General features: G+C 68.5%; 26 protein-coding genes. 19 read left to right on the plus strand and 7 right to left on the minus strand.

The genetic code is table 11. The features are described 5' to 3' along the window. Position 1: 1 nt before the first annotated feature. Both C8E96_RS07515 and C8E96_RS07520 read right to left on the minus strand, forming a co-directional pair. Positions 2–847 carry an ABC transporter substrate-binding protein gene (locus C8E96_RS07515; protein ID WP_091376625.1) on the minus strand — a complete coding sequence of 282 codons (846 nt, stop codon included), beginning with the start codon at positions 845–847 and terminating at the stop codon, positions 2–4. A 171-nt stretch (positions 848–1,018) separates the two neighbouring features. Beyond that, positions 1,019–3,679, minus strand: coding sequence for an MGH1-like glycoside hydrolase domain-containing protein (locus tag C8E96_RS07520; protein WP_091376628.1), 2,661 nt, complete (start codon positions 3,677–3,679; stop codon positions 1,019–1,021). A gap of 108 nt (positions 3,680–3,787) precedes the next feature. On the opposite strand from C8E96_RS07520, the gene C8E96_RS07525 reads away from it, so the two are divergent. The 12 genes from C8E96_RS07525 to C8E96_RS07580 all read left to right on the plus strand — a co-directional run bounded on the left by C8E96_RS07525 (position 3,788) and on the right by C8E96_RS07580 (position 12,878). After that, positions 3,788–4,255 (plus strand): hypothetical protein, encoded by a 468-nt coding sequence (locus C8E96_RS07525; RefSeq protein WP_091376631.1) that lies wholly within the window; start codon positions 3,788–3,790, stop codon positions 4,253–4,255. An 8-nt stretch (positions 4,256–4,263) separates the two neighbouring features. Further along, the gene (locus C8E96_RS07530) at positions 4,264–4,893 is read left to right on the plus strand and encodes a DUF3558 domain-containing protein (RefSeq protein WP_228769977.1); all 630 of its coding nucleotides are present in this window, start codon (positions 4,264–4,266) and stop codon (positions 4,891–4,893) included. Between the two features lie 238 nt (positions 4,894–5,131). Then, entirely contained in the window at positions 5,132–6,139 is a 1,008-nt protein-coding gene (locus C8E96_RS07535) for a hypothetical protein (RefSeq protein WP_091376637.1), read from the plus strand. A gap of 2 nt (positions 6,140–6,141) precedes the next feature. Continuing rightward, positions 6,142–6,870 (plus strand): ESX secretion-associated protein EspG, encoded by a 729-nt coding sequence (locus C8E96_RS07540; protein ID WP_091376640.1) that lies wholly within the window; start codon positions 6,142–6,144, stop codon positions 6,868–6,870. A gap of 43 nt (positions 6,871–6,913) precedes the next feature. After that, positions 6,914–8,029, plus strand: coding sequence for an ADP-ribosylglycohydrolase family protein (locus C8E96_RS07545; RefSeq protein WP_091376643.1), 1,116 nt, complete (start codon positions 6,914–6,916; stop codon positions 8,027–8,029). Between the two features lie 34 nt (positions 8,030–8,063). After that, complete coding sequence (locus tag C8E96_RS07550; RefSeq protein ID WP_091376646.1) at positions 8,064–8,597, plus strand: YbaB/EbfC family nucleoid-associated protein; 534 nt, start codon at positions 8,064–8,066, stop codon at positions 8,595–8,597. A 14-nt stretch (positions 8,598–8,611) separates the two neighbouring features. After that, complete coding sequence (locus C8E96_RS07555; protein WP_091376649.1) at positions 8,612–8,920, plus strand: type VII secretion target; 309 nt, start codon at positions 8,612–8,614, stop codon at positions 8,918–8,920. After that, complete coding sequence (locus C8E96_RS33135) at positions 8,917–10,770, plus strand: WXG100 family type VII secretion target (RefSeq protein ID WP_166657910.1); 1,854 nt, start codon at positions 8,917–8,919, stop codon at positions 10,768–10,770. The genes C8E96_RS07555 and C8E96_RS33135 overlap by 4 nt, the downstream gene beginning before the upstream one ends. Next, complete coding sequence (locus tag C8E96_RS07565; RefSeq protein WP_091376652.1) at positions 10,767–11,234, plus strand: hypothetical protein; 468 nt, start codon at positions 10,767–10,769, stop codon at positions 11,232–11,234. Before C8E96_RS33135 ends, C8E96_RS07565 begins: the two co-directional genes overlap by 4 nt. After that, entirely contained in the window at positions 11,231–11,875 is a 645-nt protein-coding gene (locus C8E96_RS07570) for a hypothetical protein (protein WP_091376655.1), read from the plus strand. Before C8E96_RS07565 ends, C8E96_RS07570 begins: the two co-directional genes overlap by 4 nt. Continuing rightward, positions 11,872–12,246 (plus strand): hypothetical protein, encoded by a 375-nt coding sequence (locus C8E96_RS07575; RefSeq protein ID WP_133794240.1) that lies wholly within the window; start codon positions 11,872–11,874, stop codon positions 12,244–12,246. Before C8E96_RS07570 ends, C8E96_RS07575 begins: the two co-directional genes overlap by 4 nt. Before the next feature lie 2 nt (positions 12,247–12,248). Continuing rightward, positions 12,249–12,878 (plus strand): endonuclease V, encoded by a 630-nt coding sequence (locus tag C8E96_RS07580; RefSeq protein WP_228769957.1) that lies wholly within the window; start codon positions 12,249–12,251, stop codon positions 12,876–12,878. On the opposite strand, the gene C8E96_RS07585 is transcribed toward C8E96_RS07580, so the two are convergent. The 3 genes from C8E96_RS07585 to C8E96_RS07595 all read right to left on the minus strand — a co-directional run bounded on the left by C8E96_RS07585 (position 12,875) and on the right by C8E96_RS07595 (position 17,125). Continuing rightward, positions 12,875–13,696: an EamA family transporter gene (locus C8E96_RS07585; protein ID WP_228769958.1), complete on the minus strand. Its 822-nt coding sequence runs from the start codon at positions 13,694–13,696 to the stop codon at positions 12,875–12,877. The two genes, C8E96_RS07580 and C8E96_RS07585, sit on opposite strands and share 4 nt — an antisense overlap. A 144-nt stretch (positions 13,697–13,840) precedes the next feature. Further along, positions 13,841–15,256, minus strand: coding sequence for a M20/M25/M40 family metallo-hydrolase (locus C8E96_RS07590; RefSeq protein ID WP_091376669.1), 1,416 nt, complete (start codon positions 15,254–15,256; stop codon positions 13,841–13,843). A 45-nt stretch (positions 15,257–15,301) separates the two neighbouring features. Continuing rightward, on the minus strand, positions 15,302–17,125 hold the full coding sequence (locus C8E96_RS07595; RefSeq protein WP_133794242.1) for a CBM96 family carbohydrate-binding protein: 1,824 nt from the start codon (positions 17,123–17,125) through the stop codon (positions 15,302–15,304). 266 nt (positions 17,126–17,391) lie between these two features. Here C8E96_RS07595 and C8E96_RS07600 point away from each other — a divergent pair, with 266 nt between their 5' ends. The 5 genes from C8E96_RS07600 (at position 17,392) to C8E96_RS07625 (ending at position 23,226) form a co-directional block, all read left to right on the plus strand. Further along, complete coding sequence (locus C8E96_RS07600) at positions 17,392–18,201, plus strand: helix-turn-helix domain-containing protein (RefSeq protein WP_166657911.1); 810 nt, start codon at positions 17,392–17,394, stop codon at positions 18,199–18,201. A 223-nt stretch (positions 18,202–18,424) separates the two neighbouring features. Beyond that, a complete protein-coding gene (locus tag C8E96_RS07610) occupies positions 18,425–19,282 on the plus strand; it encodes a hypothetical protein (RefSeq protein WP_091376678.1) in 858 nt (285 codons plus the stop codon). 309 nt (positions 19,283–19,591) lie between these two features. Then, the gene (pdhA, locus tag C8E96_RS07615) at positions 19,592–20,794 is read left to right on the plus strand and encodes a pyruvate dehydrogenase (acetyl-transferring) E1 component subunit alpha (RefSeq protein ID WP_091376682.1); all 1,203 of its coding nucleotides are present in this window, start codon (positions 19,592–19,594) and stop codon (positions 20,792–20,794) included. Then, positions 20,794–21,828 (plus strand): alpha-ketoacid dehydrogenase subunit beta, encoded by a 1,035-nt coding sequence (locus C8E96_RS07620; protein ID WP_091376685.1) that lies wholly within the window; start codon positions 20,794–20,796, stop codon positions 21,826–21,828. Before pdhA ends, C8E96_RS07620 begins: the two co-directional genes overlap by 1 nt. A 3-nt stretch (positions 21,829–21,831) precedes the next feature. Continuing rightward, positions 21,832–23,226, plus strand: a complete 1,395-nt coding sequence (locus C8E96_RS07625; RefSeq protein WP_091376688.1) for a dihydrolipoamide acetyltransferase family protein — start codon at positions 21,832–21,834, stop codon at positions 23,224–23,226. Between the two features lie 110 nt (positions 23,227–23,336). Here C8E96_RS07625 and C8E96_RS07630 read toward each other — a convergent pair whose 3' ends face one another. Beyond that, positions 23,337–23,963 carry an SCP2 sterol-binding domain-containing protein gene (locus tag C8E96_RS07630; protein ID WP_091376691.1) on the minus strand — a complete coding sequence of 209 codons (627 nt, stop codon included), beginning with the start codon at positions 23,961–23,963 and terminating at the stop codon, positions 23,337–23,339. A 17-nt stretch (positions 23,964–23,980) separates the two neighbouring features. Next, on the minus strand, positions 23,981–24,619 hold the full coding sequence (locus tag C8E96_RS07635; protein WP_091376693.1) for an SCP2 sterol-binding domain-containing protein: 639 nt from the start codon (positions 24,617–24,619) through the stop codon (positions 23,981–23,983). 75 nt (positions 24,620–24,694) lie between these two features. Between C8E96_RS07635 and C8E96_RS07640 the strand changes: the two genes are divergently transcribed. Together C8E96_RS07640 and C8E96_RS07645 are read left to right on the plus strand one after the other, a co-directional pair. Continuing rightward, on the plus strand, positions 24,695–25,348 hold the full coding sequence (locus tag C8E96_RS07640; protein WP_091376695.1) for a TetR/AcrR family transcriptional regulator: 654 nt from the start codon (positions 24,695–24,697) through the stop codon (positions 25,346–25,348). A gap of 5 nt (positions 25,349–25,353) precedes the next feature. Next, positions 25,354–26,010, plus strand: coding sequence for a hypothetical protein (locus C8E96_RS07645; protein ID WP_133794246.1), 657 nt, complete (start codon positions 25,354–25,356; stop codon positions 26,008–26,010). The last annotated feature ends 41 nt before the right edge of the window (positions 26,011–26,051 follow it).

Consider the following 26,051-nt stretch of genomic DNA (forward strand, 5'->3'; position numbering starts at 1 on the left):
ACTACTTGGTCTTGGGCGTGGACTTGGGCTCCGAGCCGATCCACTGCTTGTAGGTCTTGGCCCAGGTGCCGTCCTTGATCGCGGCGTCGAGCGACTCGTTGATGACCTTGAGCAGCTCGGCGTTGCCCTTCTTGACCGCGAAGCCGTACTGGTTGCCGCTCTCGATGCTCTCGCCGAGCTCGAACTTCTCGGTGACCTCGGGCTTCTTCAGCCAGTCGTTGACGACCGGCAGGTCCTGCAGGATCACGTCGATCTGACCCGACTGCAGCGCGAGGAGCTGCTTGCCCGCGTCGTCGTACTCGGTCGCCTCGATGCCCTTGGCCTTGGCCAGGTCGAGGCTCGTGGTGCCGGTCTGCACGCCGAGGCGCAGCTTCTGCGACTTGGCGTCGTCGAGGGTCTTCGCGCCGCCCTTCTTCGTCAGGATGGCGAGCACCTCGTCGAAGTACGGGTTGGAGAAGTCGAGGTTCGCCTTGCGCTCCTCGGTGATGGTCATACCGGCGGCGGCGACGTCGCACTGGTTGGAGTTCAGGGCCGCGCCGCTCTTGATGACGTCGAACTTGACGTCCTGGAACTCCTGCTTGACGTTGAGCTTCTTCGCCGCGAGGTCGACGAGGTCGACGTCGAAGCCGACGATCTTGCCGCCTTCCTCGGTCTGGAACGGCGGGTAGGGCAGGCTCGTGCAGGTGTTCAGCTGACCGGTCTTGACCAGCTTCACGGCGGGCGCGCCGGGCGCCGCGCTGCCGGAACCGCCACCAGAGGTGTCGGACTTGGCACATGCGCCGACGGTGACCACGAGAGTCAACGCAGGCAGCAGCGCCAGCGCTGCAAGCTTGGAACGGTGCGCCACGGTGTCACTCCTCGTAACTTTGTTCAGATCAGTGCCCGCATACTGCCACCGTCACAGCGTGATGTGCAGTACTAGTTTGTTTGTCACGTCACCGCAGCCAAGTTGTTGCGCGACGTTGACCCGGCACGCATCATTTGCGCCCTATGAAGGTCAAGACCGAAAGAAGTCCACTCAGCCGGCAGCTTTCGGCCATCCCGCGATGAGGACGGCGACCAGTGCCGTCCACCCGGTCTGGTGCGACGCACCCAGACCTTCGCCGGTGTCGCCGTCGAAATACTCACTGAACGTGATGTGCTCGGCCCACAGCGGTCCGCCGCTCGCCTCGATCCGCTTGCCGTCGGCGGGCCGGTGGCCGTCCGCACCAGGCAAGAAGAGAGCCGACAGCCGACGCGAGAGCTCGCGGGCGGCTTCACCCGCGGTGACCCTGTTCGCCGAACCGGTCGGCAGCTCGACGGTGATGCCGCCCCGGTGGAACTCGTCGAGCACGGTGAGCGCCTCGACCAGCAGGGCGTTGGTCGGGAACCAGACCGGGCCACGCCAGTTGGAGTTGCCGCCGAACATCGGGGTGCGGGACTCGCCGGGCTCGTAGTCGACGCGGTGGCCGTAGCCCGCGATGTCGACCTCGATGCCGCCGCGGTGGGCCGCGGAGAGCGACCTGATGCCGTGCGGGGAGAGGAACTCGCCCTCGTCGAACATCCGGGTCAGGACCCGGCGCAGCTTCGACTCGTCGAGCAGGGACAGCAGTGCGCTGCGCTTGCCGTCGTCCTCACGCCAGGTGAGGAACTGGCCGAACTCGGGCTGGCGGTGCAGCACGTAGTTGAGCCGGTCGGCGAACGCGGGCAGTTCGGTGAACACCCACGGCTCCAGCGACGCCGAGGCGAGCAGCGGGATCAGGCCGACCATCGACCGCACCCGCACCGGCCGGGACTCCCCGCCGCCGCGGGAGAGCAGGTCGTAGCAGAACCCGTCCTCCTCGTCCCAGATCGGCGTCCCGGCCGACCCGAAATGCGTCGACGCCTGGGCGATGGCCAGGAAGTGCTCGACGAACTTGGTCGCGACGTCCTCGTAGGCCTCGTCGTGGCGGGCGAGCTCCAACGCCATCTGCATGAGGTGCAGCGCGTAGGTGGCCATCCAGGAGGTGGCGTCGGACTGCTCGAACCGCCAGCCGTCGGGCAGCTGCTCGGAGCGGTTGACCGGGCCGATGTTGTCCATGCCGAGGAAGCCGCCCTCGAACAGGTTGTTGCCCTCCGGGTCCTTGCGGTTGACCCACCAGGAGAAGTTCAGCAGCAGCTTGTGGAACACGCGGGCCAGGAACAGCCGGTCACCGTGCCCGGTCGCGCGCTGCTCGGCCCGGTAGACCTGCAGCGTCGCCCAGGCGTGCACGGGCGGGTTGACGTCGCCGAACTCCCACTCGTAGGCGGGCAGCCTGCCGTCGGGGTGCATGAGCCACTCGCGGCACAGCAGGATCAGCTGGTCCTTGGCGAAAGCGGGGTCGACCTGGGCGAACGCCACCATGTGGAAGGCCAGGTCCCACGCGGCGAACCACGGGTACTCCCACTCGTCGGGCATCGAGACGATGTCGGCGACGTCCATCTGCGTCCAGTGCCGGTTGCGCGCCCACGGCCCCTTCCGCTCATCGGGCGCGGGTGGGTGGGCGGGGTCGCCTTCGAGCCACTCGCGGACCCGGAAGCGGTAGTGCTGCTTTGTCCACAGCAACCCGGCGTACGCGCGGCGGGCGACCTTCTTCTCCTCCGGCGTGTCGCCGAGGGGGACGCGGTCGTAGAACTCGTCGGCCTCGGCCTGGCGCTCGTCGAGGGTCGCCTGGAAGTTGCGGCCGAACGCGCGGCCGTGGCCGTCACCGGCAATGAGTCGCAGCCGGACGGTCACGGACTCACCGGGCGCGACCTCGTCGAACCGGTACCAGGCGGCGGCTTTGGTGCCGGGCTGGGAGGCGGCCTGGACGACCTGGCAGGAGTCGGGGTCGCCGTTGACGATGTGGTCGCCGATGCCGGACTTCGTGTACCGGCTCGGGTTGGCGGGGCGGCCGAAGAGGAGAGCCTCGTCGGTCTCGTTGTCGGTCACGAGCAGCTGCGGGTCGCCATCGAAATGCAGGGTGTACCGGCCCAGGCTGGAGTGCTCGGCCACCACCCGCGACCACCCGTCGACCGTCGAGGCGATCAGCGCGGGCCTGCGGGCGTCCCGCCCCCACGACCAGGTGTTGCGGAACCACACCTGCGGCACCAGATGCAGCGGCGCGGGGTCGGGCCCGTGGTTCGTCGCCGTTATCTCTATGCACATATCGTCGGGCGCGGCCTTGGCGTAGGTCACCTCGACGTCGAAGAACCGGTTGCCGTCGAGGACACCGGTGTCGGCCAGCTCGGGCTCCCGCCCGTCGCGGCCCGCGGCCCGGGCCAGCTCACGCAGGCGCTCGTAGGGGTAGGCGGCCTGCGGGTAGCGGTAGACGGACTTCATCCAGGAGTGGGTGGGGGTGCCGTCGGTGATCCACCAGTACTCCTTGACGTCCTCACCGTGGTTGCCCTCTTCGTTGGTGAGGCCGAAGTAGCGCTCCTTGAGGATCTCGTCCTGGCCGTTCCACAGGGCCAAGCCAAGGTTGAGGAACCCGAACCGGTCACAGATCCCGGCGATCCCGTCCTCACCCCACCGGTAGGCGCGGGACCTGGCCTGCTCGAAGGGGAAATAACCCCAGGCGTCACCGTTGGCGGAATAGTCCTCACGGACCGTGCCCCACTGGCGACCCGCGAGGTAGGGGCCCCACTGCCGCCAGGGTGCGTCGGCGGTCGGGGACTGGGCCAACCTCTCGTGCTCACTCATCACTCCACAGTGTGCGGCAGCCGGTGGAATGCGGTGAAACGCCCCCGTGACGTCGGCCGGGGCCGGTATGGTCGTCACGCAGCGGAGTGGGCGGGGGACTGAGACGGCATGGACGCATTCGACAGCATCGCGGGTTCACTGGACCGCGCATCGGCACTGGGTGGGAGCGCGGGCGCAGGCTTGCGGGGGGTCATGCCTCCACCGCCGGGAAGCGGCGGGAAGTTCAAATTCGCCCCGGACGAGATCCGTGCCATCGTCAAGGCTTGGGAGGAACTCGCCGACGGGTACAGAGAGTCCATGCGTCTATCCGAACGAGCCACCGTTGTCTCCGGCCCAGGCCAGGAGTACGCGAGCGAGCGACACGCGATGACCGCAAGCGCCTCATTCAGCTCCTATTTCGACTCAGTCAGGCTGAAGCACGACTACTGCGTGGAGCAGGCTGTGAAATTCCAGCAAGCTCTCGATAGCTACCAGAAGACCGACGAGGCAGGCAAGATCAAATTGCGGCATCGGGGAGACGAGATGCCACAAATCAATGATCAGCCCACCAGTCGCAGCACTACCGGAGGGATCTGACGATGAGGATGCGCATCGCGCTTGCGGTCGTGGCGGTCCTGATCGGAGTTTCGGCGTGCGAGAGCTCTCAGTCGGGGACACCCATCGCGTCTAAAGGATCAGGCGAAACATCGCCTTCCTCCGCGAAACCGACGAAATCGAGCGAACCGACGTCGGATTTGCCTGCGTATGGGGCACCAAAGGTCTCCTCACCCTTGAAGACAGACAAGTTCGAGACAGACCCTTGCTCCGTGTTCACGCAGGAAAAGTTGCGCGAATACGGTGTCGGCCAAGGCGAAGTCAACACCGACGAGGGTGGCAAGGTCTGCACGTGGGAAACCGATGACGCGGGTGCCATCGATCTCGGGTGGGACACGCTGAAGCCACGCGGGATCACCCGCTTTTATCAGGGGAACAAGAATAAGGATTACGCGTTCTTCGACGTCTTGCCTGACATTGAAGGATTTCCCGCAGTGTCTTACTCCACCAAGGATTACCGGAGAGATGGTATCTGCACTGTCGCCGTCGGTGTCGCCGATAACAGGATGTTTATGGTGTCACTCGCTCTGTCTAAGTCGAAGCGCCAGACTCACGACCCCTGTGGGGTGGCTGCCACGGTCGCGACTGACGCTGCGACGAGCATGAAGGCGGGGGCCTGACATGACGGATCCGCACCTCGGCGTTGACGGACTTTCTGCCTACGAGATCTATCAAGCCTTGAAAGTCCATGCTCAGGGAACCGAAAGCCTTCAACAGACGTCGTCAGCTGCTCATAGCGAGTCCGTCCTCGAAGCGGCGAGGGCGAACCGAGTTCTTGAGCTGTCAGTCAAGATCGCTTCGGGCTGGGAGGGTGCGGCGGGAGATGCCGCGCTTGGTTCGGCGAAGCCGCTGATCGACGTGTCCAAGATCGGTGCGGAGAACCTCCAGAAGACCACCAAGATCCTCGAATCACAGTCGGACGGATTCCACGCCGCCTCTTCGGCGGTGCGGCCAGTCGCTGAGAATCCGCCGGAGACGGGGTTCTTCGACGACATCAAGCCGTGGGCCACGGATACCCCGAGCGAGTCGGAACAATACGAAGCCGACTCGCTCAACAACATCCGGGTGTACGAGGCGTACGACCATCAGTCGATGGCGCATGATGAGGCGCTGCCGATGGACTACTCGTACATCCAGGACCCCGGTGGCTCGATCGCCATCGAGCCACCCGGGAAGACGCCGCCGGTCGAACCCGGTGGTGGCGGTGACAAGGATCCGTACACGCCGCCGGGGCGCATCGATGAAGGCCGTGACGAGTGGACGCCGCCGCCGGTCAAGCCGATCGAGCCGGTGGATCCCAGGCCCATCGAGCCGGTCGACCCGACCAAGCCGCAGACGGACGAGACCAGGCCCAACCAGCACATCCAGACCAAGCCCGACCCGGTTCAGGTGCGCCCCCTGCCCACCGATCACCCCGGGCCGTCGAACCAGAACAACAACAACAACAACAACATCTACGGTCCCGGCGGCACCGGGACCGGCCGCGGTGCCGACGGCACCGGGCGTGGAAGCGGCGGGCCGGGCGGTCTCCGCGGCGGCGGTGGCGGCGGCGGTGGCGGTGCGGGTGGTGCCGGTGGTTCGGGCATGCGCGGCGGCGGTCTCGGCAGCGGTGCCGGTGAGCACGGCGCGGGTGGCCGCTCGGGTGCGCTCGGCGCCGGTGGCGACCACGGGCCGGGTGGTCGCGGTGGCGCGGGCGCGGGCGGTCGTGGCGGCGGCGCGGGCATGGGTGGCGGTATGGGCGGCGGCGGCAAGGGTCAGGGTGGCGAGGACGAAGAGCACACCCGCGCGTCCTTCCTGCAGGAAGACGACCCCGAAGCGATCTTCGGCACCGACCAGATCACCGCACCCCCGGTCATCGGGGGCTAGCGATGAAGGTCGAGCTTTCGGTCACCACCCTGTTCCGGCTGCTGGAGAAGGCGAACCTCGGCGAGCCGCACGTGATCTTCGCGGGCGGTGCGCGGTACTACTCGCCGCGGTTTCAGCAGGAGACCGACGCGCGGTTGCGGCGGGAGCTTGACGCGGCCGGGATCAATGGGCCGCGTGGGGTGGACCCGGACTTCCTGGACTTGCTCTCGGTGATCCAGCGCGCGGGTGTGGAGTACTTCGGCTGGTTCCACGACGCCGAGGGGCCCTATTCGGTGCTTACTGCCGCGCTCGGCAAGCAGGCCGTTCTGGCCGAGCGGGTCGAGAACACCATCACCTTCGAGCGGGTGGAGCCCACCAGGCTGCTCGACGCGTTCCTGTTCCGGCTGCCGAACGTGCCCGCCGCGCGCGGGGAGTCGATCTCGGTGCGCCTGTCGGACCTCGACGCCCCCAAGTCCGATGGGTTCTCCCGGCCCTCGGCACCGCCGCAGGCGCGGAGGCTGCAGGAGCTGATGAAGCAGCCCCGGCTCAGTGGCGGGAAGCTCTACACCGCCAAACGTGACCAGCGCGGAAAGCGTTTGCGGGCCGCGGACTGGATCACCGCGATCGATGTGCAGCAGGGCCGGTGGGCGGTCTACAAGACCAGCCGCGGCGAAAGCTCGGTCACCGCGGTCCCCGGCACGCCGCAGCTGATCGCCACGCGGATGCGCGAACTGCAGGAATCGATCCGTTGACCATGCGTTCTCGAAACGAGCCCCTCAACTAACCTCTGAGGCCGTGGACGGTGATTTCCCCTACGACCGGGTGATTCCGGTCGATCAGTGGCTCGGCTGCCTGCTCGCGGGCGCGGTGGGCGACGCGCTCGGTGGGCCGGTCGAGTTCCTTTCGATCGCCGACATCCGGGCGCGGTTCGGGCCGGACGGGACGACCGGGTACGCCGACGCGTACGGCGGGCGGGGGAAGATCACCGACGACACTCAGCTGACGCTGTTCACCCTGGAAGCGATGATCCGCGGCCACATCGCCAAGCGGCTGCTGTACTTCGAGCAGCACCCGTCGTCGGTGTTGCAGCACGCCTACCAGCGGTGGCTGCACACCCAGGGCGTGCCGTGGCACAAGGCGGCCGGGTCGTACGCGATGCAGGCCGAGCCGGACGGCTGGCTCATCGGCGAGCGCGACCTCTTCCACCGCCGCGCCCCCGGCTCCACGGTGTTGCACGCCCTGGAGGGCTACGCCGCGGGCGCGGAGCGCGGGACGCTGTCGCACCGGCTCAACGACTCCAAGGGCTGCGGCGCGGTGATGCGCGCGGCGCCCTGCGCGCTGTGGTCGGAGGACCCGCTGGACGGGTTCGTGATCGCCGCGCAGGCGGGCGCGCTCACCCACGGCCACCCCAGCGGCTACCTGGCCGCGGGCGCGCTCGCGTTCCTGGTCCACCGCCTGCTCGACGACGCCGACCTGCCCGACGCGATCGCCGACGTCCGCGCGGAGCTGGTCACCTGGGAGGACTCCGCCGAGACGGTGGCGGCGCTCGACGGCGCGGTCGCGCTGGCCGAGCGCGGCAGGCCCTCGCCGGAGGCGCTCGCGGGCCTCGGCGGCGGCTGGGTCGGCGAGGAGGCCCTGGCGATCGGCGTGTGCGCCGCGCTGGCCGCCGACGACTTGGCCGACGGGCTGCTGCTGGCGGTCAACCACTCCGGCGACAGCGACTCGACCGGGTCCATCTGCGGCAACCTGCTGGGCGCGGCGCACGGCGTGGCCGCGATTCCGGCGGACTGGTTGGCGGAATTGGAACTTCGGGACGTCATCGAGCGTCTGGGTAGGGACGCGCTGATCGAGTTCAGCAGGCACAACTCGCTCGAGGACCCCGAGTGGCAGGTGCGGTATCCGGCCTGGTGACGGTAGGTTCCCGGCAGTCCGAGAGGGGAAACGGGTGAACCAGCCGAATTTCGGTGGGGACGGCTACCAGACCGAGCAGGAGATGCGCCGCTGGGCCGCCGCGGTCGAGGAGAAAGCCCAGCGCTACCAGGAGATGCAGGCCGAGGTCGCCCGGGTGTCGGTGACCGAGTCCTCGCGCGACGACGTCGTCCGGGTGACCGTCGACGCCACCGGCGCGGTGACCGACCTGGTGATCAGCGACAAGCACCGCGACCTGGCTGGCGCGGAGCTCTCGACCATGGTCGTGACGACCATGCGCCGCGCCCAGTCGAGGATCACCGACCACGTCGCGGAAGTCATGACCCGCACGGTCGGTGACGATCAGCAGACGGTGACCGCGGTGGTCGATTCGTATCGGCAGAGATTCCCGGAACCGGAGCCCGAACCTGAGCGTCCGACCGGAAGCGTGGTCGAGGAGATGCAACTCGGCGACGTCCCGGAAGACGACCGGCCCCCGACCCGCCGGTCCCGTCCGCGCCCGCCGCAAGACGATGACGACGACTGGGGCGGACCGCCCATCCTGACCTGATCGAAGGAGTCCCGGTGCCGAACGGATATGACGTCCTGACCGGTGAGTTAGCCGGTCACGCCGGCAGGCTCGACGCCCTGCAGGACCGCCTGGACCAGGCGCTGCAGGCGGCGAGTTCGGTGCACATGGGCACCGAGGCCTACGGCGTGATCTGCCAGTTCTTCGTGCCGATCGTGCACGCGGTCAGCGGCCCGGGGGTCGAGGCGATCCGGCAGGCGGCGGAGTCCGTGACCGACACCTCCCAGGGCATCCGGGACAACACGACGTCCTACGACAACGTCGAGCAGGCCAACACCAAGCCGTTCGCGGGCGGTGCGCGATGACCAACCCGCTGATCGCCGAACGCAAGGACTCGACCACCGCCGTCACCGGCATCGGCATCGCCGAGTCGGCGGTCGACATCTACAACGGTGTGCAGAGCGGCTCGTGGGTCGAGGGCGGCATCGGCGCGCTCGGCGGCGGGCTGGAAGTCCTGTCGCTGGTGATCGACCCGATCGGCACGCTCGGCCAGTACGCGGTCTCGTGGGTGATCGAACACGTGGCCCCGCTGCGCGACGCGCTGAACTGGCTGGCCGGGGACGCCGACCAGATCGCCGCCTACGCGCAGACGTGGAAGAACGTGTCGCAGGCCGTCGCCGGTGTCGCGGCGGACCATCAGACCGAGGTCACCAACGGCACCGCGGGCTGGGTGGGCCCCGCGGCCGACGCCTACCGGACCAACGCCGGTCAGCAGAACGAGCACATCACCGCCGCGGGCACGGGCGCGGAGACGATCGGCACGGTCGTCGAGGTCGTCGGCGTGCTGGTCGGCGTGGTCCGCGGCATCGTCCGCGACCTGGTCGCCGAATGCATCTCGACGCTGCTGATCCGGCTGCCGCAGTGGCTCGCCGAACTGGGGCTGACCCTGGGTCTGGCCACGCCGCACGTCGCCGCCTCGGTGGCGGCGCTGGTGTCGAAGTGGGTCGGCCGGATCACCGACATCATCGCCAAGCTGACCCGCTCGGTGGAGAAGCTGCGCCCGATCATGGCCAAGCTCGGCGAGATCTGGGAGGCCATCAAGCGCGGCCTGCAGAAGCTGCGCCCGTCCGGCGGCACCGCGTCCCCGAACGCGCCCAGCACCGTGCGCTCCGCGACGCCCACGACCACGCCGTCCGGTTCGGCCACCCCGACCACCCCGTCCAGCGCGACTCCCGGCACGCCGAGCGCCACGACGACACCGTCCGGCTCCGCCACCCCGACGACACCGTCGAGCGCCACCCCAACGACGCCGAGCGCGACGACCACACCGTCGGGATCGGCCACGCCGACCACGCCGTCGAGCGCCACTCCGGCCACCCCGAGCACCACCACCACTCCCAGCGGTTCGGCGACGCCGACGACACCCGGGACCGGCAGCCCCACACCGCCGACCCCGCGGACTCCGACGCCCGCGAGCCCCGGCAGCGGCCCGCACTGGCGTGACCAGGTCCGCAGCCAGTTCACCCCCGACGAGTTCGCCGACTTCGAGCGCGCGATGGACCGGCTCGCCACCGACCCGGTGCCCGGCGGCACCGACGTCCCGGGTTCCGGCGCGCTGACCCCGCACGAGCGCGACCTGATGGCCCGGGCGATGAACGCCGTCGACATCACGCCGTCGACGACCATGCAGAAGGTCATCCCGGACAACGCCGTGCAGAACTACCTCGACGGCACCTGGGGCCCGCAGGTCGGCGGCTTCGTCGCCCGCAACCAGGACGCCGGCGTGCTCAACACCCCGGCTGACCTGATCAACGGCAACCGCCTCGACTACACGGGCAGCCCGTACTCGACCAGCCAGCCGAACATCCACGTCATGGAGTTCCCGGCGTCCGACCCGAGCATGTACAGCACCCCGATCGGCGCCCCGCACACGCCGGACATCCCCGACGGCTCGCCGCCTGTCGTGCGCGCCCGCGACGAGATGATCGACGCGGTGGAGAACGCCGGCGTCAACCCGACGACCTACCACCCGGCGACCAACCAGTGGCCGTTCTCCGGCGCGGGCGTCACCGCGCACCCGACCCAGGGTGTGCCGGAGTTCGAGATCCAGGGCCGGATGGACCTGCCGCCGGGCTCGGCCATCTACCGTTATGACGCCGCGGGCAACAAGGAGCTCGTGGCGACCTTCGACGGAACGGGATGGGTGAGGCCGTGAGCTACCCGCAGGTCCGATCGGGCACCTACGCCGTGATCGGCGGGGTCGCGCGGCCCGGGCTGTACCCGGCCAACTCCGACCACGTGATGCTCAAGTCCACCGAGTCGGACAACCCTGAGCCGACCCTGTTCGCCTGGAACGAGACGCACAGCGTGTGGTCGGCCAAGGTGCCGGTCGAGCAGTGCGAGCGCGTCTTCTCCGCCCGCTGGTACGGCATGTGGCGCGGCCACCGGGTGGCGATCGACGCCCTCTCCGAGGTCGCCGCGGTGACCTACGCCGACAGCAGCGGCGCGTGGGCCGCGGAGAACGGGTTCACCCAGGTCGACAAGTACGAGTACCAGCGCGAGGTCCCGGCCGCGGAGCTGGTCGACGTGCACGAGGTCCAGACGGACCTGCTGTTCGAGCAGTGGCGGACCCGGTTCCCGGTGCCGGACGGCGTGGCCATCACGGGCTGGCGGTCATGACTGTCCCCGGTTCCGGCACGCTGAGCCCGCAGGAGCGGGTGCTGACCGCGCGCGTCCACACCATGGTGGGCCTCGCGCCGGACACCGTCATGGTCAAGCCGCTGACGCCGGGTTCGGTCGACCGGTACCTGCGTGGCGAGGTCTCTGCGGGTGTCGTCGGCGCACGGCCGCCGTTCGACTTCCGGCTGGTCGGCGGCACGGTGGCCCGCCATCAGGACTGCGTGAACCTGCGCTCGCCGGGCGACTTCGTCAAGGCGTTCCGGCTGGACTACGCGGGCAGCCCGTTCCGCCCGGACCTGGCCGTGCTGCACACGATGGAGTTCCCGGCGCTGTTCCCCGACCACTACGTCGTCCCGTTCGGCGCTCCTTCCGTGCCGACCGCGGACAAGCGCGCGGTCCGCGAGGCGGCATACGCGATGGTCGACGCGGTGAAGATGGCGGGCGTCGACCCGAACACCTACCGCCAGGAGATCGCGCCGTGGCCGTACTCCGGCACGGGCCTGACGGCGGGCGGTGACCTGGCGATGCCGGAATGGTGGAAGCGCCCGGGGATCGTGCCGGTGGGCGCGCGGATCGTGGCCAACGGCGCGATCGTCGCGGTGTTCCGCGGAGCGAGCATGGGCTGGGAGGGACAGCGATGACGTTTCAACGACCGCGAACCGGTGTCTTCGTGCTGGTAGACGGCTCGGAGCGGGAGGCGGAGTCCTTTCCCGCCAACGGTTTCGTGACCTTGCGTGGCGGCGGATCGGTGCCGGTAGCCGAGTGCTCCCGGGTCGACGAGGTGACGACCCGAGCCGACTACCGCGGCCACGAGTGCCAGGTCGTCGGCATCAGCGAAGAGGGCTCGGTCGGGCTGTTCTACCTCGGACCGGACAAGGCGAAGGCGGCCGCGGACGGGTTCGTCCAGGTCGACCCGGGGACGTGGGCGAAGAACGTCAGCGTGCACGAGCTCAGCCGTTTCCGTGAACACCACGCGGACCTGTTGTACGCGGAGTGGACCGCTCGACGGTGAAGGTGTCCACAGAGGACGAAGCCATCGCCGAACAGCTCCGCCTGCGTGATCAGGTCTCCCAGGAAACGCCTGAGGGGTTCGCTCCGAAGACCGCGGCGGGTCTCGACGTGCACTACACCGATCGCGGGACCGCGGCGGTGTGCGTGCTGGACTTGGCGACGCTTGAGGTCGTCGATCAGGCCGTGGTGACCGGGTCCGTGGATTTCCCTTACATCTCAGGCCTTTTCGCGTTCCGCGAGCTCCCGCTGCTGCTGCCCGCGCTGGAGAAGCTGTCGGTCACGCCGGACGTGCTGGTCTGCGACGGGCAGGGGATCGCGCATCCGCGACGGTTCGGGTTGGCGTGTCACGCGGGGGTGTTGACCGGCATTCCGTCCATCGGGGTGAGCAAGAGCGCGAACGGCGGCTGGGAGATGCCCGGCCCGAACCGCGGGGACTGGACGCGGATCGAGGACGAGCGGAGGCCGATCGGCCGCACGCTGCGGACCCGCGAAGGCGTGAAGCCGGTGTTCCTCTCCATCGGTCACAAGATGGATATCGACACCGCGACCGAGCTGGTCCTCACGCTCACCCCGAAGTACCGCCTCCCGGAGACGACACGGCGCGCGGACCGGCTCAGCCGCGGCCTCGATTAGCCGCTCGCCACCACCACGGCGACCAGCAGCAACGCCATCCCGATACCGGTCGACACCGTGAGCACCTCACCGAGCCAGCCGACCGCGATCACCGTCGCCGTGAGCGGTTCCACCAGGGTGATCACCGAGGCGGTAGTCGCGTGGACGGTCTTCAAACCCGAGAAGAACAGGGCATACGCCAAGGCTGTGGGCACCGCGCCGAGGAAGCCGATCAAGCCAAGCGTCTCCGGCGTCACCACCGGGACTACGGCGAACGGCGCGAGGAGGACGGTCCCGACCGCGAGCGCGGCCAGTGTCTCGCCGAGTGACCCGCGGCCGAGGATCGTGGCCGCTGCGAAGCCCACGGCGGACAGCAGCGCCAACGCCAGGCCGGTGGGCGACGAACCGGCGGGCCCGCACAAGAACACCAGTCCGACCAGACCGCTGATCGCGCCCAGGGAACCACGCCTGCTGAGCCAGGAACGCGAGCCCAGCGCGGTCAGTGCGGGTGTCGCGCCGAGTGTCACCGCCGTCGCGACGGCGACGCCGGACACGCCCACCGCGGCGAAGTACGCCGACTGCGACACGGCCAGGCAGACACCGGTCGCGACCGAGCGCGGGCCCGCGACGACCGGCTGCCCGGTGATCAGCTTGCGGGCACCCAGCGCCGACGCGAGGAGCAGTGTGCCGCAGAGGAACCGCCAAAAAGTGACGGCGACGGGACCGAGGTCGGTGGTCCGGTAGAGGACCGCGGCCGCCGCTCCGCCGGTTCCCCAGGCGATGGCGGCGGTGACGACAAGGGAAAGGCCCTGCCACGTGGGCAGGGTGGTGCGAGACATCATTTTCTCCAGGGAGATCGCTGCCGACACGGGAACCGTGTGCGGGCAGCGACGACCTACCCGGCGTCAGAGGCCAGGTCGGTTGTGGAGAGCGCCGCCCGCTAGTGGGCGGGCGGAGGAGAAGCGATGTAGTGGCCGTGCACGTCAGCTCCTGGCGTGGGCGTCGAGGATGTGGACGATGGCCTCGGTGACGCGGACCGCGTGCGCGACCTCGAGGGACTCGTCCGGCACGTGGATGTTGCTGTCCGGCCCGACCGCGCCGGTGATGACGAACTGGGCGTCGGGGTAGCGCTCGGCCAGCAGACCCATGAACGGAATGGAACCACCCATCCCCATGGTGCGCCACGGGTTTCCGAACACGGTGTCGCTCACGCTGTCCAAAGAGGACCGCAGCCACGGCGCCAGCGTGGGCGCGTTCCAGCCGCCCGCCGCCTCGAACCGGGTGAGTTCGACCTGCGCGCCGTCGGGAACGTCGGTGGTCAGGATCTTGCGAACCGCTTCGAGGGACGCGGCGGCGTCGGCCGTGGGCGGCAGGCGGAAGCTCAGGCTGAGGGTGGTGAACGGCCGCAGCACGTTGCCCGCGTCGGCCGGTTCGGGCATGCCCGACGCGCCGATGATCGACAGGGTGGGACGCCAGCTGCTGTTGAGGAACAGCTCGACCTCGTCGTCGGTGACCGGGCGGACACCGGGCGCGAACGGGATCGCGGAGAGGACCGAGCCGGGCGCGGACTCGACGGTCGCGCGCAGTTCGGCGAGCCGGTCCTCGGGGATCTCGACGTTCATCTCCGCCAGCTTGATCTCGCCGGTCGCCGAGTCCTCGATCCGGTCAAGCAGCTGCCGCAGAACACGGAACGAGCTGGTCACGACCCCGCTGACCGTCCCCGAGTGCTGGCCGACGGTCAGCACCCGCACGGTCGCGGTCACCGACGCGAGGCCGCGCAGGGAGGTGGTCAGCCAGAGGCGGTCGTAGTCCATGCCGCCCGAGTCGAGGCAGACGACGAGCGACACCGCGCCGAGGCGGTCGTCGAGGTGTTCGAGGTACGCGGGCAGGTCGGGGCTGCCGGACTCCTCGCAGGTCTCCAGCAGCACGACGCACCGGCTGTGCGCGCCACCGGCGGAGCGGACGGCCTCGATCGCGGCGGTCGCGGCGTAGCCCGCGTACCCGTCGTCGGAGGCGCCACGGCCGAAGAGCTTGCCGTCGCGCAGGACGGGCGTCCAGGGGCCGAGGCCCTCGGACCAGCCGCCGACGGGCGGCTGCTTGTCGAGGTGGCCGTAGAGCAGGACGGTGCCGTTGTCGACCCCGTCGGTCGCCGGGATGTCGACGAAGAGCAGCGGCGTGCGTTCCGGAAGCCGCACGACCTCAATGGTCGCGCCGGGGATGTTGCGTTTCGCGATCCAGGTCCGCAGGTGCTCGACGGCCGCGTCGAGGTTGCCGTTGGCGGCCCAGGCGTCGTCGAAGGCGGGGGAGAGGGCGGGGATGGTGATGAAGTCCTGGAGGCTGGGCAGGATCTCTGCGTCCCACAGGGCCCGGACGGTCTGCGCCGCTGCTGTCGTGTCCACGGCCCGATACTGCCACTAGGCGGCACCGGGCCGTGAACCCGCGTGTTACGCCACGAAGAACCGATGGTTCCGGTAGCCGTCGAAGTTCCATGAGCCGTCATGGCGGACCGGGATGATCTCCAGGTTGTGGAAACCGCTCTCCGACGGCGTCCACGTGACCGTGGCGCTGCCGTCCGCGGCTGCTGGGACGAAAGTCAGTTCCTGGTCCCAACCGATGGCGTACGAGTATCCCTGGACATCGGTCATTCCCGGCGCGGGCAAAATGGTGAACGTGCCCTGGACGCCCACGCCACCCGTGGGCTCCGCACCGCCGGGATAGACCTCGGACCGCACGGTCGGCCGAAGGTCGAACTGGTGGCGCCACGAGCCATCGCGCGAAATCCACCCGCTCGCGCTCCTGCTGCGCGCCGTCACGTAGTGCCCATTGACGTTGCCCGCCGTGAAGCTGATGGTCGCGGTGCCGTCCGCACCCGCGGCGACGATCTGCGGAGCGGCGTTGTCCACGCTGTACTCGAAGTCGACGACGCCCTCAACACCCGGGTACGGCTCGAAGCGGAGGGTGACTGGCTTGCCCCACTCCGGCTCATCCCCGACAACCGTGATGCGCGGCGCCCCCTCGGGCACCACGATCTCGTACGACACCGGCGCGGATCGGTTACCCGCCGCGTCGACCGCGCGGACCTGCAACCGGGCAGGACCCGAATACTGCGTGGTCAGCGCTACGGTGGCGCTACCACCAGGAGCATCGGCCCGCACGGTGTTCGGACTTTCGAACGGGTCGGAGCACATGAGTACGGCAAAGTCCCCGTATGGACAGCCAGGGACGCTGAACTCCATCCATGTCCACTCAAAGCCCGCGGTGTCAGCGTCGCCGTTGCCCGAGAAGGTGAACTTGACGGGTTGACCGATGGGACCAGGCTGCTCCGAGCCGCTCGGCGGGTAGTTGGACGAGGTCACCTGCGGCGCCGACGGCGCCGTCCGGTCGACGACATAGCCGCACGGTTCGGACCAAGCGGAGGTGGCGACGCCGTCGGTGACCCGGGCCTGCCACAGGTACGTCCGGCCGTCTACAAAGGAGTCTGCGGGGAGTTCCACTCGGCCTGCCGCAGTGGTGCTGCCGTAGTCGTTCGACAGCTCGACCCGGGCAGCCGGGTCGTCCTGCGGCCACACCGCGTAGCTGTACTTCACGTTGTGTTGATCGTGCGCGTCGGCGTCGGTGGCCAACGCTTGCAGGAGGTTCCGTTTGATCCTCGGAAAGGGCGCCGACTGTGCGCAGGGGAAGCCGCCGTTGTAGCGCTGCGCGGGGTCGATCGACGGCGCGGAGTTGTACTGCACCGAGAGTTGGACACCGCTGTACGCGGAGAGCATGCGGCCGAAAGTGACGTCCTTCTCCGCGGTCTCGGGAACCCTGATCTCGAAGCTGACCCGCGGCTTGCCCTTGGCGACCGCCTTCTCCACGGCGGCCTTCACATCGAACGTGATGCTCGCCGGGCAGAAGTTCGGCGTGGTGATGTCGTCTAGCTTCTGCTCGGCCGCGGGCGCGTCGGCCCAACTGGGGGTTTGCTCGATGGTGTCGGTCGACCAGATCTCGATCGCCCGCTTCGCGCAGTCGGCGGCGCTGACCTCGCGGATGAAGACCTTGCCGTCATCCACGGTCTTTCCCGTGAACTGGGTGACGTCGAAGGTGGCGTAGATCCTCGACACATGTATCCGGCCGCTCGCGTCAGCCCAAGCGCCGAGCGGCACCTCGCGCTGGTCGGGGGCGAGGTTGAAAGCGGTCTTGTGGTCGGCCGAATCGGTGTAGCCGAACTGAACTGTGGGTGGCGTCGCGTAGTGCGGCGCCGCCGCGGCCGTGCCGACGGTGGTCACGGCCAGTCCCGCGGAACCGACCACCACCGCAGTCGCCGCGAAGAGGGCGCGTCTGTATCTGGACAGAGTTGAGTAAGACATGTTTCCCCAGTTCCGAACCCCAGTATTGGAGGCGAACGATACCGGCAGGCGGGGTGGAGGGATAGCGCCTTCCGGTCTGTTTCGGGAGTGGAGACGACTCATCTCATCGTGTCATTTTCCCTGGCCGCGAGACCTGGTGAAGTGATCACGTGAGCCGGATTGAGGGGACAGCTCGGACGCGCGCCTTGGCCGCCGAGCTGAAGGACCTCCGGGTACAGGCGGGACTGACGACCCGGGCGGTCGCCGCCCGGGTGGGCTTCTCGAGCGCCGGCTTGAACCGATCGGAGTTGGGGAAGCGGGTACCCAGCCTGGAAGAGGTGGGGGCACTGCTCGCTGTCTATTCGGTGGTGGGCAAGAAGCGGGCGCGGATCCTCGAACTCACCCGTGCGGCGAACACGCCGGGCTGGTGGGAGACCGGAGACCTTCCACGCCAAGTGCAATTGCCCGCACTGATCACCTTCGAGTCGCAGGCAACCCGGATCGTCAACTTCGGCCCGCTACTCATCCCCGGACTGCTGCAAACCCACAATTACATACGCGCGGTCATGCGCTATGGCGGCATTCCGGAGGCAGACGCGGAGGTGCGGATCGCGACCAGGGTGCGGCGGCAGACCGTGCTGACCAAGAGCCGTGGCCCGTCGTACTTGGCGATCCTCGATGAGGCCGCCCTCCGTAGGCCCATTGGCGGTTCCCTGGTGATGGCCGACCAGATCCGCAAGCTGATCGAGATGTCCGAGTTGCCCAACGTGACGATCAGGGCCATCCCGTTTCGCCGGGGTGGATATCTCGCCGCCGGAGGGTTCTCGCTGCTGAACTTCAGCAAGGCGACGCCGATTGTGTTCCTCGACCAGCGCAAGGTTGGCGCGTTCCTGCACAAACCCGATGACACCTGTGCTTACCAGCACTACACCGACACGATGCTGAAGATCGCGTTGAGTGCTGAGGAGTCGGTGGACTTTCTGGCTCGAATGGCCACCGATCATGAGCGCGGATGAGCATGACGCACCGTGGCGGAGGTCGAGTTTCAGTGGATCCGAAACGGATTGCCTTGAAGCCAGATTCCATAGCACCGCACAGCGGGCAGTTCTCGGTCAGTGAAACCTCCCGGCACTGCGCGCTGAGGTCGCTATCAGGTCTTGTCGGGCACGCTCGTCGGTGAGGCCGTGGCCGTGAAAGTTCCCGCACACGGTCACGGCCTCACCCGCTAACCTGCCGCCCATGAAGCGCTCCGTGGGTGTCCTCGCCATCGCCTGTCTCGCACTCACCGCCTGTGGTGAGAAACCCGCTGCCCCCAACGCTTCCCCGAGTTCCACCGCCGCACCCAAGGCCACCGGTCTCACCGGTGCGCTCGCGGGTGTCCGGGCGAACGACAGCACCCGTGAGCGGTTCGAGTACGCCGATCTCACCAAGATCAAGCAGCTCAAGGACACCAAGAACTTCGGCATGGTCGGAAGTTCGCAGATCACCGAGTCTCCCAAGAAGCTCAAGGACCTCCTTGCGCTCGACCTCGCCGCGTTCGAGGAGGCTGTCACCGCGGGCAAGGCTCCGGCTGCCGCGGGGCGTTTACGCGGTCCTTTCGACAGCGCCGCCGTCAACTCCGCCATCGCGAACAAGGCCGCCAAGCCTGAGGCCTTCTCCGCGGTCCGTGCGGCCGGTTCCGAGTTGCTCTACTCGTCGGCCGCGGCTCAACTCGACTGGTTCGCCGAGGGGGCGGGCAGCTTGGCCGAGGACAAGACCATGGCCGCGCACGCCGGCTGCCTGGGCGATGTCGCGGCGGCCGCCATCGGGCCGATCGCCTCCGCCGGGGTGCGGATCGACGGCAAGGACGACACGACCGACCTCATCTGCCTCAAGGCGCACTCGCCCGAGGACGCGGCCGAGATGAAGATCCAGATCGAGGCGACGCTCAAGGGTGCGAAGACCTCCTCCGGCACACCTTGGTCCCGGGTGGTCCCGAAGCCGACCGTCGACGTCGTCGGCGACACCGTGCGGATCACCTCGACCAGCGCCGCCGCGGGCACCGTGATCGCGGCCTTCGCGAAGGGCGACATCGAGCGGCTCCCACTGTTCGAGTGACGCAGGTCACTGTGGGTACATGCCGCGGCCGCGGAGTGTCCACACGAGCGCGCTGAACTGCTCCGACCGGACTCAGCTTTGATCCCCTAACGTCGGGGATCCAAGTGTTTTCCCAGCTCAGCGGCCCGTGATCGACTTCGGTGGGGCACGGGCCCTTCACCAATCCGGGTAGCTTCGTGTCAGGATGTGGGAGAGAACCGTCAGCGCCGACGGTGACCTCCTGCCCAAACCGGGTGGCGGGGTACCGGCGGCGCGGCTGCATGCCGTCGCCACAAGCGACTGTGCGGCCCAGACACGAGGAGAACGCGCATGTCGTCCCCAGAAACGTGGACGCACCCGGAGCCCCGGGAAGGTCCAGCCGCCACCGCTGCCGCACCCACAGCAGAGCAGGTGATCGCGGGATTGCGAGCGACAAGCGAAGGCGGTCCGGAGCTGGTCCAGCTCCTGACCCCGGAAGGCGAACGGGTCGAGAACCCCGAATTCGACCGCTACGTCGCCGACGTCACCGCCGAGGACCTGCGGAATCTGTACCGCGACATGGTCCTTGTCCGCCGCGCCGACCGTGAGGCCAACGCACTGCAGCGCCAGGGCCAGCTCGGCATCTGGGTCCCGCTGCTCGGCCAGGAGGCCGCCCAGATCGGCGCCGGTCGCGCGATGCGCCCGACCGACATGGCGTTCCCGAGCTACCGCGAGCACGGCATCGCCTGGACCAAGGGCATCCACCCCAAGGAGCTGCTGGGCATCTTCCGCGGCACCGACAACGGGAGCTGGGACTCGAACGCCACGCGCTTCCACCCGTACTGCATCGTCATCGGCAACCAGGTGCTCAACGCCGCCGGTTACGCGATGGGACAGCGGTTCGAGGGCAAGGTCGGGGACGACGACGGCGAGGCCACGATGGTCTTCTTCGGCGACGGCGCCACCTCGCAGGGCGACGTGCACGAGGGCTTCGTGTGGGCGGCGGTCTACGACGCGCCTCTTGTCTTCTTCTGCCAGAACAACCAGTGGGCCATCTCCGAGCCCACCGAACGCCAGACCCGCCTCCCGCTCTACCAGCGGGCCCGCGGCTACGGCTTCCCCGGCATCCGGGTTGACGGCAACGACGTCCTCGCGACGCTCGCCGTCACCCGCTGGGCGCTCGACGCGTGCCGCCACGGCAACGGCCCGGTGCTGATCGAGGCGTTCACCTACCGGATGGACGCCCACACCACGACCGACGACCCGACGCGCTACCGGCTCTCCGATGAACTCGAGGCCTGGAAGCTCAAGGACCCGATCGAGCGGCTGCGGGTGAACCTGGTCCGCCACGAGAACGCCGACCAGGCCTTCTTCGACTCCGTGCAGGCCGACGCCGACGCGCTGGCCGCGGAGCTGCGCGACTACTGCTTCAACATGGGCGAACCGCCCATCGAGCAGATGTTCAACAACGTCTACGCCGAGCCGAACCCGGTGCTCGACGCGCAGCGCGACGACTTCCTCGCCTACCACGCGAGCTTCGGAGGTGAGCACTGATGGCCGCACCCGCTATCAACAAGCCGGGTACCGACTCGGCCGGTAACACGGTCCAGTCGCTCACCCTCGGCAAGGCGCTCAACCTCGGCCTGCGGGCCGCGATGGAAGCCGACCCGAAGGTCCTCATGATGGGTGAGGACGTCGGCAAGCTCGGCGGCGTCTTCCGCATCACCGACGGCCTGCAGAAGGACTTCGGCGAGCACCGCGTGCTGGACACGCCGCTCTCGGAGTCCGGCATCATCGGCACCGCGGTCGGCCTGGCCGTGCGCGGCTTCCGCCCGGTGTGCGAGATCCAGTTCGACGGGTTCATCTTCCCCGGCTTCGACCAGATCGTCTCGCAGGTCGCGAAGCTGCACGCGCGCACGCAGGGGCGAGTCAAGATGCCCCTGGTGATCCGCGTTCCGTTCGGCGGCGGCATCGGCGCGGTCGAGCACCACTCGGAGTCCCCGGAGTCGTACTTCGCGCACACCGCGGGCCTCAAGGTCGTCTCGTGCTCCAACGCCGTGGACGCCTACTGGATGATCCAGCAGGCCATCCAGTGCGACGACCCGGTGCTGTTCTTCGAGCCGAAGCGGTACTACCACTCGGCGAACATGAAGGCCGAGGTCGACACCGACGCGACGCCCATGCCGCTGTTCCAGTCGCGCGTGCTGCGTCAGGGCACGACGGCGACCGTCGTCGCGTACGGCCCTTCGGTGAAGGTGGCCATGGACGCGGCGACCGCCGCGCAGGAAGAGGGCAAGTCGCTGGAGGTCATCGACCTGCGGACGCTGTCCCCGCTCGACCTGGCGCCGGTCTACGACTCGGTGCGGCGCACCGGTCGGCTCGTCGTCGTTTCGGAGTCGCCTTCGGAGGCCTCGCTGACCTCGGAGATCGCGGCGAAGGTGCAGCAGGAGTGCTTCTATTCGCTGGAGGCGCCGGTGCTGCGGGTCAACGGGTTCGACGTCCCGTACCCGCCTGCCAAGCTCGAAGAGCACTTCCTGCCCGACCTCGACCGAGTGCTCGACGCCGTCGACCGCTCCCTGGCGTGGTGAGAGATGCCTGACTTCAAGAGCTTCCCGCTGCCCGACACCGCGGAAGGCCTGACCGAGGCCGAGATCCTGTCCTGGCACGTCCAGCCCGGCGACACGGTCACCGTCAACCAGATCATCTGCGAGATCGAGACCGCGAAGGCGGCTGTCGAGCTGCCCTGCCCGTGGGCGGGTGTGGTCACCGAGCTGCACGTCCAGCCGGGTCAGACCGTCGACGTCGGCACGCCGATCCTGACCATCGACGTCGACCCGGGCGGCGCCGCGAAACCGGCCGCCGCCACCACGAACGGGTCCGCGCCCGCCGAGGCCGAGGAGGAGATGAAGCCGCTGGTCGGCTACGGCTCCAAGACGGTCACCGCCAAGCGCCGCACGCGCAACGGCCCGGCCGTCCCGGCCACCGCCGACGCGGCCGCCGCCCAGAGCACGGTCGGCGCGGCGTTCGAGCGGCACCAGGGCCCGATCCCCGAAGAGGCACCCCCGGTCGACCCGACGCCGATCGTCCCGGACAGCCCAGCGGGCCTGATCGACCTGCCCGGCGGGTACGTCCCGCTGGCCAAGCCGCCGGTCCGCAAGCTCGCCAAGGACCTCGGCGTCGACCTTCGGTCGCTGACCGGCACCGGCGACAGCGGCGTGATCACCCGCGCCGACGTCGAGCGGGCCGCGTCCAGTCCGGCGGAGGAGGGGCAGGTCAAGGCCCCGGTCCGGGGTGAGCGGCGGGTGCCGATCAAGGGCGTCCGCAAGGTCACCGCCCAGGCCATGGTCGCCAGCGCCTTCACCGCACCGCACGTCACGGAGTTCCTGACCGTCGACGTCACCCCGATGATGGAACTGCGCGCGAAGCTGAAGAACCACCCGGAGTTCCGCAACGTCAAGCTGACGCCCCTGGCGTTCTGCGCGAAGGCGATCGCCATGGCGATCAAGCGGACCCCGGAGGTCAACTCGTCCTGGGACGAGGCCGCACAGGAGATCGTCTACAAGGACTACGTGCACCTGGGCATCGCGGCGGCCACGCCCCGAGGCCTGATCGTGCCGAAGATCCGCGACGCCGACACCCTGTCACTGCGGGAGCTGGCGGAGGCGCTGGAACTGCTGACCACCACCGCGCGTGAGGGCAAGACCCCACCCTCGGACATGGTCAACGGCACCATCACGATCACCAACGTCGGCGTCTTCGGCGTCGACACCGGAACCCCGATCATCAACCCGGGCGAATCCGCGATCCTCGCCTTCGGCGCGATTCGGGACACGCCTTGGGTTGTCGATGGTGACATCAAGGTCCGCAAGGTCTGCCAACTCGCGCTGAGCTTCGACCACCGTCTGGTCGATGGCCAGCAGGGCTCGGAATTCTTGGCGGACGTCGGCGCACTTCTGGCCGACCCGGCACTGGCGATCACTTACTGATCAAGCAGTGAAGAACCCTGGCCCGCCACACAAGGCGGGCCAGGGTTCTTTTGTATCGCCCCAAGCCAACGAAGTTGGTGTCTCAGAGCAGGCGGTGGCCCGGAGCGGGTTTATGGCTTCGGCAGGTCGAAGTACGAGATCAGGGTTGCCGCGAAAGCGATGTCACCCTTGACCTTCACCTTCCCCGACAAGAACAACATCGGCAGGTTCACCACTCCGGTCACCGCCCGCAGGAAGTCCGTCGGCGAGATGGTCACGGTGACCCGAGCGTCGTCCGTCGGCTCATCGCCGGACTCGCAGCGGCCCTTCTCGATCACGGTCTCGAACCGGTCGAAATCGCCGGGACCGGAACCGCCGGTGAAGCGCCAGTGGATGACCGCGTACAGGCCGGCCGCCCGATCCTTGTTCAGGTGCGTCGCCATCCGGCTGAACACTTCCTCGAACACCACCTGCCGCAGCCGTGGGTGGGCCATGAGGGCGTCGAGCTGGTCGCGGGAGGCGCGGGACAGGAAGCCGATGAAGGTGTCCGTGCGCATCCCGGCGAGTTCGAGGCCGGTGCCCGCCGTGCCGAGCATGTCCAGGGTCGAGATGAGCTGCACGAACTGCTCGGCGTCCAGCTTTGCCGGGTCGATCGCTTCGGCGAAGCTGTCGAGGTCGTGGACCGTGCGCGGCTCGATGCGGTGCCACTTCTGCTTGCGGCGCCACTGTCGCTGGCTCCTGCCCAGTCGTCTGCCCATTCTGGCAGTGTGCCTGGTCAAGCCCGTGGCAAATCGAACAGGCCCGCCAGTCCGGCGGCGAACGCCAGGTCGCCGCGCACTTTCAGTTTGCCGGTCATGAACAGGACTGGGGCCGAGGCGTTGTTCGAGATGAGCTTGAGAAAGTCGACCGGGGACAGCGTGATGGTCACCTTCGCCTGCTGGGTCATCTCCCGGTTGACCACACAGGTGCCGTTCTCGATGACCGTCTCGTAGCGGTCGTAGCCGCCTTCGCCCGCACCGCCGGTCAGGCGCCAGTGGATGACGGCGTGCAGGTCGCGGACGCGTTCCTGGCGCAGGTGGGTGCTCATCCGCCGGAACACCTCGTCGAGGATCCTGGCCCGCAGGTCCGGGTCGACCATGATCGACTGGACCTGTTCGGTGGAGGCGGACGAGATGAGCTTGGCGAAGGTGTCCGCGCCCATGCCGGACAGCTTGATGTCCGCGCCCTCGGAGGCGAGGCGGTGGAACGCGCGCAGCATTGTCGAAAGGTCGGATCGTCCGACTTTCCTCGGATCGATCGCGCGCCCGATAGCATCGACGTCGATGTCCATGGCGGTCGCTTCGGCGACGGTCATCCGATCGAGCAACGCGACCAGATCCCGTGGCTTCATCGCGCCCTTGGGTGACTCAGACATCAGCCCTCCTTACCTACTCCGCAGTAGGCTGCGGACGGGTAGATTCACGTGCAAGTAGGAATCGGGAGGACCAGGGTGAGCGTCGACGAAGAGCGCAGGTCAACGCGGGTGAAGCGACTGCCCCGCGAGGTCCGCGAACGCCAGATCCTCGACGCCGCGGTCCGGGTGTTCTCCCAGTACGGCTACCACAACGCCTCGATGGACGAGATCTCCGAAGTCGCGGGCGTCTCCAAGCCGATGATTTACGCGTACCTCGGCCACAAGGAAGACCTGTTCGCCGCCTGCATCCGCCGCGAGGCGACGATGCTGATGGAGGCCATCGCCGCCGGTGTGACCACCGAGCAGGCCCCCGACATGCAGCTCTGGCACGGCCTGCGGGCGTTCTTCCAGTTCGTCGGCGAGCAGAAGCAGAGCTGGCGGGTGCTGCACCGGCAGGCGACCTCACAGGGCGGACCGTTCAGCGAGGAACTCCTCGCGATGCGCGGCCGGGCCATCAACCTTGTCGACGCGTTGCTCGTGCGATCCGCCACCACCCGCGGTGAGGCGCCCGCGAAGTCCACGGAAGCCCTCGCGGCCGCCCTGGTCGGCGCCAGCGAGTCGCTCGCCGACTGGTGGCTGGACCATCCCGAGGTGTCGGACAAGACTGTGGCCTCCTGGCTGATGAACCTGGTCTGGATGGGCTTCGGCGACCTGGTCACCGGCACCGTGTGGACCCCGACCCCGGAGTGACGAAGATGCTCGCGATCATCCTGTGCGAGTGCCCGGAGACGGTGCTCGACGATGGCGTCGACACGGTCCGGCTGGGCAGCAGGCCCGAGCGCGCCGACCTCGAAGCGGCGTTCGCCCAGGCGGCGGACCGGCCTATCGGCGTGCTGGTCGAGGACGAGGAGTCCTTCGACCACTTCGTCGGCCTGCTCGACGGCGAGATGGCGTCGACCCCGATCACGCTGCTGGAGTGCCCGGAGACGTCCTTCCACCTGGAGGACACCGACCCCTTCATCCAGTGGGACGAGCCCGGCCCCGAGCGCCCGGTCCCCGCGGTGCGCAGCGACGACGGCACCGCCTCCTGCTTCCAGCTGACCCTCTACCCGCACTCCGACGACCCGGTGGACCTCCGGGTCCAGGTCGACGGGGTCGAGCTGTTCACCGGCCCCGCGTACTCGGTGACCGCGTTCCCGAAGCTCGCGGGCACGGCGATCTGGGTCTCGTCGCCGCGCACGGACCTGATCTCCAAGGTCCTGCGCCGCCCGCCGCGGTTCGCCCAGGTCGCGACCGGCACGGACGTGTGGATCTCCAGCAACCACGAGCTGACCCCGTTCGAAGGCGCGGGCGGACCGCGCAAGGGACACCGGCTGCGGCACGTCCCCGCCGGGATCACCCTCCAGAACTGAGAAACGGCCCACCGCCGAAGCGGTGGGCCGTTCTTCATGCG

Origin of the sequence: Actinokineospora alba, from assembly GCF_004362515.1 — a bacterium.
Classification (GTDB): domain Bacteria; phylum Actinomycetota; class Actinomycetes; order Mycobacteriales; family Pseudonocardiaceae; genus Actinokineospora; species Actinokineospora alba.

What these genes read in the sequence shown, in the direction of transcription:
- C8E96_RS07520 (WP_091376628.1), bottom strand. Translation starts at nt 3,679, where the DNA reads ATGAGTGAGCACGAGAGGTTGGCCCAGTCCCCGACCGCCGACGCACCC.
- C8E96_RS07525 (WP_091376631.1), top strand. Translation starts at nt 3,788, where the DNA reads ATGGACGCATTCGACAGCATCGCGGGTTCACTGGACCGCGCATCGGCA.
- C8E96_RS07530 (WP_228769977.1), top strand. Translation starts at nt 4,264, where the DNA reads ATGCGCATCGCGCTTGCGGTCGTGGCGGTCCTGATCGGAGTTTCGGCG.
- C8E96_RS07540 (WP_091376640.1), top strand. Translation starts at nt 6,142, where the DNA reads ATGAAGGTCGAGCTTTCGGTCACCACCCTGTTCCGGCTGCTGGAGAAG.
- C8E96_RS33135 (WP_166657910.1), top strand. Translation starts at nt 8,917, where the DNA reads ATGACCAACCCGCTGATCGCCGAACGCAAGGACTCGACCACCGCCGTC.
- C8E96_RS07570 (WP_091376655.1), top strand. Translation starts at nt 11,231, where the DNA reads ATGACTGTCCCCGGTTCCGGCACGCTGAGCCCGCAGGAGCGGGTGCTG.
- C8E96_RS07575 (WP_133794240.1), top strand. Translation starts at nt 11,872, where the DNA reads ATGACGTTTCAACGACCGCGAACCGGTGTCTTCGTGCTGGTAGACGGC.
- C8E96_RS07585 (WP_228769958.1), bottom strand. Translation starts at nt 13,696, where the DNA reads ATGTCTCGCACCACCCTGCCCACGTGGCAGGGCCTTTCCCTTGTCGTC.
- C8E96_RS07610 (WP_091376678.1), top strand. Translation starts at nt 18,425, where the DNA reads ATGAAGCGCTCCGTGGGTGTCCTCGCCATCGCCTGTCTCGCACTCACC.
- pdhA (WP_091376682.1), top strand. Translation starts at nt 19,592, where the DNA reads ATGTCGTCCCCAGAAACGTGGACGCACCCGGAGCCCCGGGAAGGTCCA.
- C8E96_RS07620 (WP_091376685.1), top strand. Translation starts at nt 20,794, where the DNA reads ATGGCCGCACCCGCTATCAACAAGCCGGGTACCGACTCGGCCGGTAAC.
- C8E96_RS07625 (WP_091376688.1), top strand. Translation starts at nt 21,832, where the DNA reads ATGCCTGACTTCAAGAGCTTCCCGCTGCCCGACACCGCGGAAGGCCTG.
- C8E96_RS07630 (WP_091376691.1), bottom strand. Translation starts at nt 23,963, where the DNA reads ATGGGCAGACGACTGGGCAGGAGCCAGCGACAGTGGCGCCGCAAGCAG.
- C8E96_RS07635 (WP_091376693.1), bottom strand. Translation starts at nt 24,619, where the DNA reads ATGTCTGAGTCACCCAAGGGCGCGATGAAGCCACGGGATCTGGTCGCG.
- C8E96_RS07645 (WP_133794246.1), top strand. Translation starts at nt 25,354, where the DNA reads ATGCTCGCGATCATCCTGTGCGAGTGCCCGGAGACGGTGCTCGACGAT.